Source organism: Streptomyces rectiverticillatus (assembly GCF_013394065.1).
Taxonomy (GTDB): Bacteria; Actinomycetota; Actinomycetes; order Streptomycetales; family Streptomycetaceae; genus Streptomyces; species Streptomyces rectiverticillatus.
The window spans coordinates 643,484-657,067 of sequence record NZ_CP040752.1 but is presented as its reverse complement, the minus strand read 5'-3'; the positions used below and the strand labels follow the sequence as shown (position 1 = coordinate 657,067).

General features: G+C 75.4%; 2 protein-coding genes and 1 pseudogene. 2 read left to right on the top strand and 1 reads right to left on the bottom strand.

Translation table 11 applies throughout. The features are described from left to right. Nucleotides 1-9: 9 nt before the first annotated feature. Nucleotides 10-2,790: a helix-turn-helix transcriptional regulator gene (locus FGW37_RS02570; protein ID WP_179079551.1), complete on the bottom strand. Its 2,781-nt coding sequence runs from the start codon at nucleotides 2,788-2,790 to the stop codon at nucleotides 10-12. A 550-nt stretch (nucleotides 2,791-3,340) separates the two neighbouring features. On the opposite strand from FGW37_RS02570, the pseudogene FGW37_RS02565 reads away from it, so the two are divergent. Continuing rightward, a pseudogene (locus tag FGW37_RS02565) lies at nucleotides 3,341-8,788 on the top strand (type I polyketide synthase); the annotation flags it as partial. Further along, a complete protein-coding gene (locus FGW37_RS02560) occupies nucleotides 8,785-13,542 on the top strand; it encodes a type I polyketide synthase (RefSeq protein WP_425506478.1) in 4,758 nt (1,585 codons plus the stop codon). The pseudogene FGW37_RS02565 and the gene FGW37_RS02560, both read left to right, overlap by 4 nt. The last annotated feature ends 42 nt before the right edge of the window (nucleotides 13,543-13,584 follow it).

The window sequence follows — 13,584 nt, the reverse complement described above, 5'->3', positions numbered from 1 at the left end:
CCTGTCCGCTCAGGCGGTGCCGCGCACGGCGGCCGACCGGCCCGCGGGGGCCGGGTCCGACGGCGTCGGTATCCGGTACTCGATCACCTTGGACGGCAGCTCGGTGCGGCTGGCGACGTTCAGCTTGCGGTAGACGCGCGTGAGGTGCTGCTCGACCGTGCTGATGGTGACGTGGATGCGGCTGCTGATCTCGCGGTTGGTGTAGCCGAGCGCGGCCAGCGCCGCGACCCGGCACTCCGCGTCGCTGAGGGCCGGTGCGGCGCCGGGGCCCTCCGGCTCGGCCCGCTCCAGGCGGTTGCCGACCGGCGAATCGATCCGGCACACCGCGGCCTCCTGGGCGGCCTGCTGCGCCAGGAGCCGGGCGCGGGCGAACTCGCCCAGCTCGTAGTGGGCGGCGGACAGTTCGGCGTAGGCGAGGGCGAGTTCCAGCCGGTCGCCGCAGGCCTGGAGCAGGTCGACCGACTCGCGCAGGAGGGCGGTGCGGTGGCGCAGCTGGCTCGCCCCGGCCAGGACGCGCAGGGTGATGGCGCGCGACCGGGAGCCGAAGCCCCCGCGCAGCCTGAGCTGCTTCTGCGCCCAGTCCTTGGCGGCGCGCTGCTTGCCGATGCGCAGGTTGGCCTGGGCGAGGTCGGTCCGCCAGGGGATTCCCGCCTGCAGCTCCGCGCTGCGGTCCTGCATGAGCTGGCCGCAGGTCTCGAAGTCGTTGAGCGCGGCGAAGGCCCGCCCGGTGGCCAGGTAGTGATGGCCCCTGGCGCGCAGGTACTGCACGCCGAAGAGCGTCTGGAACATGCTGTCCGGCACCTTGCGCTGGAGCAGGTCCGCCGCGGCCTCGTGCCGGCCCATGGCCGTGTACGCGAACAGGGCCGTCGACAGCGGCAGGCCGGCCAGCACGCCCCAGCCCTGCGGGTGCAGCAGGCCGAGGGATTCGACGGCCTTCTCCGAGGCGGTCTCCACGTCGCCCTGCAGCAGGGCGATTTCGGCCCGGACGGCGCCGAGGACGGCCTGCCAGGTGGTCGACTCGCGCCGCCCGGCCTCGGCCAGGAGGGAATCGCACACCTCCGCCGCGGTCGCGGGCCGGTCCGCGTGGGCGATGACCATGAGGGAGATCGTGGTGAGTTCGAGCCGCAGGTCGCTGAGCTGGTGGGCCTGCAGGGCCTCGGCCACGTGCGTCACGGATTCGTCGGTGACGGTGCCGCCGGCCATGAGGGCGACGCTGGCCCAGAGGCTGCTGGTGTGGTCCACCATGGTGGGTTCGAGGGGACTCGTCCGGCCGGCGTCACCGCGCTGCAGGGCTCGCGGCACGCCGTAGAACCACTGTCTGACGAACTCCATCTCGGCCAGCAGCCGGGCGTCGGTCCGCGTGCGCAGGCCGCCTAACGCGCTGATCGTCTCCGCCGCGAGATCGGTGTCGCCCTGCCACAGCATGTGGCGCAGGACGGTGGCCGTGTCGCGGGTGTCCAGCGTGCCGCTGCGGGCCGCGGCGTACAGCGGGGCGAGGTGCGGCCCGGCGGCCGCGGGGTTGACCCGCCACACCGCCCGGGCCAGGGTCGCGGAGAGCGCCTGGCGTTCGCGCTGGTCCTCGCACTCGCGCAGGGCGAGCCCGAGGAAGCTCGCGGCCTCCTCCACGTCGTCCGCGGCCAGGGCCTGTTCGGCCGCCCGCCGCAGCACCGCGGGCCCCCAGGGCTCGGGGGCCCGGCCGGCGGCCAGGAGGTGGCGCGCCACGTCGGCGAGGGGGTCGCCCACCTCGTAGCGCAGTTGCGCGACGGCGCCGTGCAGGTGCGAGCGCTCGCTCGCGGCGAGGCTGCTGAGCACCGCGCTCGCCGCGACCGCGTGCCGGAAGCGGTATCCGTCGAGCAGCCCCGTCTGGGAGAGCAGCTCGGCCACTTGCTGCACCTCGTCCGGGGACAGGCCCGTCACGGCCGCCGCGCTGCGGGCCGAGGCGGCCTCGCCGAGGGCGGCGAGCACCGCGGCGATCCGCGCGTGGCCGGGCTCGGTGCGCGCCAGGCAGGCGAGCACCGCCTGCCGGTAGGCGACGCTCGCGACCGGCTCGCCGACGTCGGCGCCGAAGCGCGTCGTGTCGTCCAGGAGGGCACGCACCAGCATGGGGTTGCCGGCGGTCATGCGGTGGTAGCGGGAGCGGGCACCGGGCGGTAACGGCCGCTCCGACTGCGCGGCGAGCATGCGGCCCACGCCCTCCTCGGACAGCGGCGCGAGGGGGACCCTGCGGTGCGGCCGGCGGAGGAGCCCGGTACGGACGAGCGGGTGGGCCGGCCCGTACTGCTCCCAGCCGGTGCACACCACCAGGACCCGCTTGGTACGGATGCGCTGCAGCAGCGCGAGGACGGCCTGGAGCGAAGCGCCGTCCATGTGGTGGCAGTCGTCGATGCCGATCACCACGGGCCGGTCGCCGGCGAGTTCCACCACGCCCCGGGAGAAGTCCTGGACGGCGCGCGCGACGCACTTGTGCTGCTCCTGCCCGGACGGCGGGGGAGTGCTCTCGCCGGAGGTGCGGCAGCGGGTGATCCGGTCCAGCACGTCCGCTGCGACCTCGCCGCTGAGCAGCAGGTCCCCCACGGTGCCCAGCGGTTGGTTCCGCTCGGTGGCGGAAGCGGTGGCGATCAGGAGCCGGGCCCCCGCCGCGGCCACCGTATCGGCGAACTCGTGCAGGAGTTCGGTCTTGCCCGAGCCCGGGCCTCCACTGATGATCACGAGCTGTCCCGATCCGCCGACGCAGTCGGCGAACGCCTCGCTCAAAGCTTCCAGTTCTTTATGGCGGTCGAACAGATGCATACATCGCCCCCGCGGTCAGTATTCCGAGAATCCGGGTTCACCGAACAACACTGCGGAACTGCAACCCTTTACCGGCCCCCGTGCACGAGGTGCCGGCCCCATGCAGTCCACCGCATGGTCTAGCCGAAACCGATAGATCCTGCGTAAACGTTTCGTCACCACAACGGATCACGCGTCCAGCGAACCCTATTGTTCTAGGACATCAGCGAAATATGGACACGAAACTTACGTAGCGTGTCACATGGGTGTCAACGGTAGGCCGGTCCTCCAAGTTCCGGCCCTCCAAGAGTATGGAAGGTCGTCCCACCGCCCTCGGTTGCCCCGCTGAAGGCAAAGTCCGCCCGGCGCGCGCCGGAGGCGCGAGCCGGGCCCCCTGAGCCCCTCCACCCCCCTGCCCGGGCTGGGGGGGATAGGGGTTGGCCGGGCCGTCCGCGGCTCCTTAGCCTCCGATTGGCGGGGGCGCGGACCGAGGAGCCCGGGAGCCCCGCGTTTTCCGAAGGCTTCTGTCGATTCCGATCGGACGGCTGCGCTGGTGAACAACGAGGACCGACTGCTCGACTACCTCCGACGGACGACGTCGGATCTGCGCGAGACGCGGCGCAGGCTGCGCGAGTCCGAGCAACGCGCACACGAACCCGTCGCGATCGTGGGCATGGCGTGCCGCTACCCCGGAGGCGTCACCACGCCCGGGGAACTGTGGGACCTGGTGGCCGCGGGCACCGACGCCGTGTCCGCTTTCCCCGCCGACCGCGGCTGGGACACCGACGCCCTGTACGACCCCGAACCCGGGCGCCCCGGCCGGACCTACGCCCGCACGGGCGGATTCCTGCACGACGCCGCGGAGTTCGACCCCGCCTTCTTCGGGATCAGCCCGCGCGAGGCGCTGGCCACCGACCCCCAGCAGCGGCTGCTGCTGGAGACCTGCCATGAGGCGTTCGAGGACGCCGGCATCGTGCCGTCGGCCCTGCGCGGCAGCCGCACCGGAGTCTTCGCCGGCGTCATGTACAACGACTACGCGACCCGGATCCGGTCCGTTCCCGAGGACCTCGACGGCTACCTCGCCAACGGCAGCGCCGCCAGCATCGCCTCGGGCCGGGTGGCCTACACGTTCGGCCTCGAAGGGCCGGCCGTCACCGTCGACACCGCCTGCTCGTCCTCGCTGGTCGCCCTGCACTGGGCGGTGCGGGCGCTGCAGTCCGGCGAGTGCACCCTGGCCCTGGCCGGGGGCGTCACCGTGATGTCGACGCCCGAGACGTTCGTCGACTTCAGCCGGCAGCGGGGCCTGGCCCCCGACGGCCGCTGCAAGGCGTTCGCCGCGGGCGCCGACGGCACCGGCTGGGGCGAGGGCGCCGGCATGCTGCTCCTGGAACGGCTCTCCGACGCACGCCGCAGCGGCCACCGCGTCCTCGCCGTCGTCAAGGGCAGCGCGATCAACTCGGACGGCGCCAGCAGCCGGCTCACGGCACCGAACGGCCCCTCCCAGCAACGGGTGATCCGTCAGGCGCTGGCGAACGCGGGCCTGTCCCCGGCGGACGTCGACACGGTCGAGGCCCACGGCACCGGCACCACGCTGGGCGACCCCATCGAGGCCCAGGCCCTGCTGGCGACGTACGGCCGGGAGCGGACCGGCGGACGGCCGTTGTGGCTCGGATCGGTCAAGTCGAACCTCGGCCACACCCAGGCAGCCGCCGGCGTCGCCGGTGTGATCAAGATGGTCATGGCGATGCGCCACGGCGCGCTGCCGAAGACCCTGCACGTCGACGAGCCCTCGCCGCAGGTCGACTGGGACTCCGGGGCGGTGGAGCTGCTCACCGAGCACCGCGCCTGGCCGCAGACCGGGCGGCCCCGCCGCTCCGCCGTCTCGTCGTTCGGCATCAGCGGGACCAACGCGCACGTGGTGCTCGAAGAGGCTCCCGGGGATGCGGCCGCGCCCGCACCGGACGGAGCGACACCCTCCGAGACCACACCCTCCGAGACCCCGGATGGAGCGGCGCCTTCCGAGACCCCGGACGGGACGCCTCCGAACGCCCCGCGGCTCACGGCCGTCCCCTGGATCCTCTCCGCGCGGACGCCGCAGGCCCTCGAAGGGCAGAGCCGCCGACTGCGCGAGTGGGTCGCCGCCCGCCCCGGCGCCGACCCCGCCGACATCGGCTACTCACTGGCCGTCACCCGCTCCCGGTGGGAACACCGCGCGGTCGTCGTCGGCGGGGACACCGAGGAGCTGCTCGCCGGCCTGGCCCGGGTCACCGCCGGCCCCGGCAGCGACGGCTCCCTCCCGGGCGGGAAACTGGCGTTCCTCTTCACCGGGCAGGGCTCCCAGCGCCTCGGCATGGGCCGCGAGCTGTACCGGGCCTTCCCCGTGTTCGCCGCCGCCTTCGACGAGGTGGCCGCGCTCATGGACGCGGAGTTGGAGGTGCCGCTGGCCGAGGTGATCGCGACGGATGCCGGGACCCTGCGCCGCACCGACTACGCGCAGGCCGCGATCTTCGCCGTCGAGGTGGCGCTCTACCGGCTCCTGGAGTCCCTGGGCGTCCGCCCGGACTTCCTCGTGGGGCACTCCGTCGGCGAACTGGCCGCCGCGCACGTGTCCGGCGTGCTGTCCCTGGAGGGCGCCGTCGCGATGGTCCTCGCCCGCGGCGGCCTGATGCGGCAGCTGCCGCCCGGCGGCGCGATGGCGGCGATCGCCGCCACCGAGGCCGACGTGCAGCCGCTGCTCTCCGGCACGGTCGGCCTCGCGGCCGTCAACGGCCCGGAGTCCGTGGTGATCTCCGGTGCCGAGGACGACGTGGCGGAGATCGCCGCGCGGTTCGCCAGGAGCAGCAGGCTCAAGGTGTCGCACGCGTTCCACTCGCCGCTGATGGAGCCCGTGCTGGCCGACTTCGCCCAGGTCGCCAAGGCGCAGACCTACGACGCGCCGCGGATCCCGGTCGTCTCGACGCTGACCGGCGCCCCGGCCACGGCGGAGGAACTGTGCTCCCCGGACTACTGGGTGGACCACGTCCGCCGGCCCGTGCGGTTCGCCTCGGCGATGCTCACGCTGCACGACCTGGGCGTGGGGACGTACCTGGAGCTGGGCCCCGACGCGGTGCTGACGGCGATGGCGCGGGACTGCGTGGCCGGCGAGCCGGTGACCGTCGCGACGATGCGGCGCGACGGCGCGGAGGAGCGCGAATTCGTCGCCGCCCTCGGCCGGTTGCACACGGCCGGCGTCCCGGTCGACTGGGCCGCACTGTTCGCCGGCCGCGGGGCACGCCGCGTCGGCCTCCCCACCTACGCCTTCGACCGCAGCCGCTTCTGGCTGGACTCGGCCGGCAACGGCGGGGACGCGAGCGGCCTCGGCCAGCTGCCGGCCGGCCACCCCCTGCTGGGTGCGGTCACGGAGCTGCCCGACTCGGGCGGCCTCGTCCTCACCGGGCGCCTCTCGCTGTCCGCGCAGCCCTGGCTCGCGCACCACGCCGTGCACGGCACCGTCCTGCTGCCCGGCACCGCCCTCGTCGAACTCGCCGTCCAGGCGGGTGACAAGTCCGGCTGCGCCATGGTGGAGGAGCTCACCCTCCAGGCGCCGCTCGTCCTGCCCGAGCGGGGCGCCGTGGCGGTGCAGGTCGCCGTCGGCCCGGACGACGGCGGCCGGCGCTCCCTGGCCGTGTACTCCCGGCCCGCGGACGCCCCCGACGCGCCGTGGACCGCCAACGCCACCGGAGTGCTGGCCACCGTCGGCGAGGCCCCGCCCGCGGAGTTGGCAGCCTGGCCGCCGGAAGGCGCCGAAGAGGTGGAGCTGGGCGAGCTCTACCCGGCGCTGGGCGCGGCCGGCTACGGCTACGGCGAAGTCTTCCAGGGCCTGCGCGCGGTGTGGCGGCGCGGCGACGACCTGTTCGCCGAGGCCGCCCTGCCGGAGAGCGCACGGGCGACGGTCGGCTCGTACGGCGTGCACCCCGCGCTGCTCGACGCCGCCCTCCACGCCAACCTCCTCGGCCTCGGCCCGGGACAGGCCGTCCTCCCCTTCAGCTGGAGCGGCGTGACCCTGCACGCCGCCGGGGCGCCCGAGCTGCGGATGCGCATCGGCAAGGCCGGTGAGGACGCCGTGTCGCTGGAGATCGCGGACGGCACCGGTGCACCGGTCGCCACCGTGCGCACGCTCGTCGCCCGCCCGGTCTCGCCCGGGCAACTGGCGGGCGGGCCGGGGGAGTCGCTGTTCCGCGTCGACCGCGTCCCCGTGCCGGCCCCCGCAGGACCGCCCGCCGCGGTCCTGGCCGTGCTCGGCACGGACGACCTCGGACTGGCGGCGCCTGTCCACCCCGGCCTCGCGTCGCTCGACGGACCGGTGCCGGACGTGGTCGTGCTGCCCGTGGCCCCCTCCGTGGCGGGCGACGACGTGCCCTCGGCCGTCCGCGGGACGCTCGCCCCCGTACTGGCCGTCCTGAAGGACTGGCTCGCCGACAGCCGCTTCGACCGGTCGCGCCTCGCGGTGGTGACCCGGGCCGGCGACCTCGCGCACGCGCCGCTCGCCGGACTGGTGCGCGCCGCCGAGGCGGAGAACCCCGGCCGGTTCCTGCTGGTCGACACCGACGGGAGCGACGGTCTGGCCGCCGCCCTGACGTGCGGGGAGCCCGAAGTGGCCCTACGGGACGGCGCGTTGCAGGCGCCGCGGCTCACCAGGGCCGAGCCGGGCGGCCGGCCGCAGTGGGAGCCCGGGTCCACCGTGCTGATCACCGGTGGCACGGGCGGCCTCGGCAGCCTGCTGGCCCGCCACCTCGTCACCGCCCACGGCGTCCGCCGGCTGCTGCTGACGAGCCGGCGCGGCGAGGACGCCCCCGGCACGGCCGCGCTGCGCGCCGGACTGGAGGAGCTGGGCGCCGAGGTGACCGTGGCCCGCTGCGACGCGGCCGACCGCGAGCAGCTCGCCGCCCTCCTCGCCCGGCACGAGATCCACGGGGTCGTGCACGCGGCCGGCGTCGTCGACAACGGCATGCTCGCCGCGCTGAGCCCCGATCAGGTGGAGCGGGTGCTGCGCCCGAAGGTCGACGCGGCCTGGAACCTGCACGAGCTCACCGCGGACCGGGAGCTCACGGCCTTCGTGCTGTTCTCCTCGACCGCCGGGCTCCTGGTCGGCGGCGGCCAGGCCAACTACGCCGCCGCCAACACTTTCCTGGACGCGCTCGCCGCCCACCGCCGGGCCGCCGGGCTGCCCGCCGTGTCGATGGCCTGGGGCCTGTGGTCCGAAACCGGCGGGCTCGCCGAGCAGATGGAGGCCTCCGACCTGGAGCGCATGCACCGGGCCGGCCTGCCGCCCCTGTCCGCCGCCCAGGGCCTGGAACTGTTCGACGCGGCCCTCGACACCGGGGACGCGCTCGTGGTGCCGACGAGGCTGGACCCCGCCGCGGTGCGGGCCCGCGCCGACGGGGTGCCCGCGCTGCTGCGCGGCCTCGTCCGGGGCGCGCCGCGGCGGGCCGCCGCGGCGGGCGCCGCAGCGGGCGCGACGTCCTGGCGGGAACGGCTGGCGCCCCTGCCGGACCCGGAGCGGGACCGGCTGCTGACGGAGCTGGTGCTGACCCACGTCGCCGCTGTGCTCGGACACGCCCCGGCGGACGCGCCGGCCCCCGGGCGGGCCTTCCAGGAAATGGGCTTCGACTCGCTCGCCGCCGTCGAGCTGCGCAACCTGCTGGGCGCCGCCACCGGCCTGGCCCTGCCGGCCACGCTCGCGTTCGACCAGCCGACGCCGCAGGCCCTGGCCGCGTACCTCAAGGCCGGGCTCGTCCCCGGGCCCGCCGACGCCGCCCGGGCGATGGTCGCCGAAGTGGACCGGCTGGAGGCCGCACTGGCCGCACTGCCCGACGCGGACGGCTCGCACGCGCGCATCACCGCGCGGCTCGAAGCCCTCCTGCGGACCTGGCACGACACACACGGCGGGCCGGCCGGCACCGCGCCGCCCGAGGACATCGGCGGCGCCAGCGACGAAGAGCTTTTCGCGAGGATCGACAACGAACTGGGAGTCCAGTGATGGAAGAGCCGGGCACCGCCGACAAGCTCCGCGACTACCTCAAGCGGGCGACGACCGAGCTGGAGCGGACCCGACGCCGCGTGCGCGAGCTGGAGGAGCGGGAGCGCGAACCGATCGCGATCATCGGCATGGGCTGCCGCTACCCCGGAGGCGTCCGGACGCCCGAGGACCTGTGGCGGATCGTCGCCGACGGCATCGACGTGGTGTCCGGCTTCCCCGTGGACCGCGGCTGGGACATCGACAGCCTCTACGACCCCGAGCCCGGCCGCCCCGGCAAGAGCTACGTGCGCCACGGCGGGTTCCTGCACGACGCCGCCGAGTCCGACCCCGCCTTCTTCGGCATCAGCCCGAAGGACGCGGCGGGCACCGACCCCCAGCAGCGGCTGCTGCTCGAGACCTCCTGGGAGGCCTTCGAGCGGGCCGGGATCGACCCGGCCTCCGTGAAGGGCACGCCCACCGGCGTCTTCGTCGGCCTGATGCACCACGACTACGTGGGCGGCACCATATCCGGCAGCATCGTCTCCGGGCGGATCGCCTACACTCTCGGCCTCGAAGGCCCCGCGGTCACCATGGACACCGCCTGCTCCTCGTCGCTGGTCGCCCTGCACATGGCCGTCCAGGCCCTGCGCAAGGGCGAGTGCTCGCTCGCCCTCGCCGGCGGAGCCGCCGTGATGGCGAGCCCCGAGATGTTCATCGAGTTCAGCGAGCGGCGCGCCCTGTCGCCCGACGGCCGCTGCCGGTCCTTCTCCGCGGACGCCGCCGGGGCCGCGTGGGCCGAGGGCGCGGGCGTCCTGCTCGTCGAGCGGCTCTCGGACGCGCTGCGCAACGGGCACGAGGTCCTCGCCGTGGTGCGCGGCAGCGCCGTCAACCAGGACGGCGCGTCCAACGGCATGACCGCGCCCAGCGGCCCCGCCCAGATCCGCGTGATCGAGCAGGCGCTCGCCGACGCCCGGCTCGCCCCCCGGCAGGTCGATGTCGTCGAGGCGCACGGCACCGGCACCACGCTCGGCGACCCCATCGAGGCACAGGCCGTCATCGCGGCGTACGGGCAGGACCGGCCGGAGGGCCGGCCCATGTGGCTCGGCTCCATCAAGTCCAACATGGGCCACCCCCAGGCCGCCGCCGGCGTCGCGGCGATCATCAAGATGGTCATGGCGATGCGTCACGGCGTCCTGCCGCCGACCCTGCACGCCGAGAACCCCACCACCGCCGTCGACTGGTCGGCCGGCGACGTCGAGCTGCTGACGCGCTCCCGCGAGTGGCGGACCGAGGGCGCGCCGCGCCGCGCCGGGGTGTCCTCGTTCGGGATCAGCGGCACCAACGCCCACACCATCCTCGAACAGGCCCCGGCCGCCGACGAGCCGGAGGACCGGCCGCGGGCCGCCCTGCCCGTCGTGCCGTGGGTGCTCTCCGCCCGCACGGCCGACGCGGTCCGCGCCCAGGCCGGCCGGCTGCTCGAAGCCGAAGCCGAAGCCGCAGCCGGGGCCGGGGGCGAGGGCGGCAACGACCCGTTCGACACCGGCTTCTCCCTGGCCACGACCCGCTCCCTGTTCACCCACCGGGCAGCCGTCACCGGCCGCGACCGCGAGGAGCTGCTGGAGGGCCTGCGCGCGCTGGCCGGCGGCCGGGAGCTGCCGGTGACGGCGGCGGGGCCGGGACGCCTCGCCGTCCTCTTCTCCGGCCAGGGCTCCCAGCGCCCCGGCATGGGCCGCGAGCTGCACGCGGCCTTCCCCGTCTTCGCGCAGGCCTTCGACGAACTGTGCACCGAGTTCGGCAAGCACCTCGACCGGCCGCTGCAGGACGTCATCCTGGACCCCGGCTCCCAGCTGCTGCACCAGACGCAGTTCACCCAGGCCGGCCTCTTCACCTTCGAGGTCGCGCTCTTCCGCCTGCTGGAGTCGTGGGGGATCCGCCCCGACCTGCTCGGCGGGCACTCCATCGGCGAGGTCGTCGCCGCGCACGTCGCCGGCGTGCTGTCCCTGCCGGACGCCGTCACGCTGGTCGCCGCGCGCGGTTGCCTGATGCAGGAACTCCCGCCCGGCGGCGCGATGGTCGCCATCCGGGCCGCCGAGGCCGACGTCGCCCCGCTGCTCACCGAGGGCGCCGCACTCGCCGCCGTCAACGGGCCCCGCGCCGTCGTCGTCTCCGGCGACGAGGACGCGGTCCTGGCCGTCGCGGGCCGGTTCGGCAAGACCACCCGGCTGCGGGTCTCGCACGCGTTCCACTCGCACCGCATGGACGCCATGCTGGAGCCGTTCCGCAAGGCGATCAAGGCACTGGACTTCCACGAGCCCCGGCTGCCCGTCGTCTCCAACGTGACCGGACGGCTCGCCACGGAACTGACCTCGCCCGAGTACTGGGTCCGGCACGTGCGCGACGCCGTCCGCTTCGACGACGGCGTGCGCACCCTCGCAGCCGAGGGCGCCACCCGCTTCCTGGAGGTCGGCCCCGACGCCGTGCTCACCGGCATGGCCCAGGACGCCACGGACCAGGTCGTCGCCACCCAGCGCCGCGACCAGGGCGAGGCCGAGGCCCTCGTCGACGCGGTGTGCCGCCTGCACACCGGCGGGCTGAGCCCCGACTGGTCCGCGCTGTTCGCGGGCGCCCGCCGCGTCGGCCTGCCCACGTACCCCTTCCTGCGCGACCGCCACTGGGAGAACGCCCCCTCGGTCACCGCGGACCGGCCCGTCGACGAGAACGCCGGGTTCTGGCAGCTCGTACGGGACGGGGACGTGCCCGCGCTCGCCGCCACCCTCGGCGTCGAGGACGCCTCCCCCCTCGCCGCCCTCGTGCCCGCGCTCGCCGCGTGGCACGGCGACCGGCAGGCCAACGCCACCGTGGACGGCTGGCGTTACCGCGCGGGCTGGCGCATGCTGTCCGCCGCGCAGGCCCCGGCCACCGCCGGGCAGTGGCTCGCCGTCGTCCCCGAGGACGGCGACCGCGACCCCTGGACCGGCGCCCTGCTCGCCGCGCTCGCCGACGCCGGCCTCGGCCTCGACGTCCTCCCGGTGCCCGCCGCCGCGCAGGACCGCGCAGGATTGACCGCGCTGCTCACCGGCCGCACCGGCGTGGACGGGGTGCTCAACCTGCTCGCCCCCACAGCCCCGGCCGGTGCGACCGCCGCCCTCGTCCAAGCGCTCGCCGGCACCGGGACCGGCGCCAAACTGTGGACCGTCACCCGGGAGGCCGTCGCGCACGAGGCGCGCCCCGAAGGCTTCCGGCAGGCGGCCGTCTGGGGCCTCGGGCGCGTGGCCGCTCTGGAGCACCCCGACCTGTGGGGCGGCCTCGCCGACCTGCCGAAGACGCTCGAACCGCACGTCGTCGCACGGTTCGCGGCCCTGCTCACCGGCGCCGGCGACGAGGACCAGATCGCCGTCCGCGCCTCCGGGGCGTACGCCCGCCGCCTGGAGCACGCCCCCGTGCGCCCGGGAACGCCGTGGCGGCCCACCGGCACCGTGCTGGTGACCGGCGCCACCGGGGCCGTCGGCGCCGAGGTCGCCAAGTGGCTCGCCGCCGAGGGCGCGGAGCACCTGCTGCTCACCAGCCGCCGCGGCGAACGCGCCCCGGGCGCTGCCGAACTGGTGCAGGAGCTGGCCGCGACGGGCACCAAGGTCACCCTGGCCGCGTGTGACGTCACCGACCGCGACAGCCTCGCCGCGCTCCTGCGCACGGTGCCCGCGGAAGCGCCGCTGACCGCCGTCATGCACCTGGCCGGGGTCCTGGACGACGGCGTCCTCGACGCCCTCACCCCCGAGCGCTTCGGCGCCGTGCTCGCCCCCAAGGCCGACGCGGCCTGGCACCTCCACGAGCTGACCGCCGGCCTGGACCTCTCCGCCTTCGTGCTCTTCTCCTCCCTCACCGCCACCGTCGGCGGCGCCGGCCAGGCCAACTACGCGGCCGCCAACGCCTTCCTCGACGGTCTCGCCGAATTCCGGCGCGCCCACGGGCTCCCGGCCACCTCGGTGGCCTGGGGCCCCTGGGGCGGCGCGGGCATGGCCGACAGCGACCACGTGCGCGACGCCGGGCGCGGCCTCGGCATCACGGCCATGGACCCCGCCCGTGCCCTGACCGCACTGCGCCGCGCCCTGGAGGGCGACGAGACCACGCTGACCGTGGCCGACGTGGACTGGACCCGGTTCGTACCGGCGTTCACCTCCGTGCGCAGCAGCCCGCTGCTGGCCGACCTGCCCGAGGTCCGGGACCTGAAGCCGGCCGTCGCCGAGGCCCCCGTGCCCGACGACTTCGCCCGGCGGCTCGCCGCGATGACCGCGGGCGAGCGCGAACGCGCCCTGGTGGACCTCGTCTGCGGCCAGGCCGCGCTGGTCCTCGGCTACTCGGGAGCCGGCGCGGTCGAGCCGACGACGGCCTTCCGCGACCTCGGCTTCGACTCGCTCACCTCCGTCGACCTGCGCAACCGGATCAGCACGGCCGCGGGAGTGACCCTCCCCGCCACCCTGATCTTCGACTACGCGACCCCCGCCGCCCTGGCCGCGCACCTCGGCGGGGAGCTCGGCGGGGCGGCGGCCTCCGCCGACTCCGTCCTCGCCGAGCTGGACCGGCTGGAGGCCCGGCTCCGCGAACTGAGCGCCGAGGACCTCGAACAGGCACGGATCACCGCGCGCCTGCAGACCATGCTGGGCGGGCTGACCGGGACGCTGGCCGGCGCTGACGCCCCGTCGGTCGCCGGACGGCTGGAGGACGCCTCCGCCGACGACGTCTTCGCCTTCATCGACAACGAGCTCGGCACGACGTGACCCGAGCCGCTCCCCCCGTCCCGCACGCCTGCAGCCGAATCT

What these genes read in the sequence shown, in the direction of transcription:
- FGW37_RS02570 (WP_179079551.1), bottom strand. Translation starts at nt 2,790, where the DNA reads ATGCATCTGTTCGACCGCCATAAAGAACTGGAAGCTTTGAGCGAGGCG.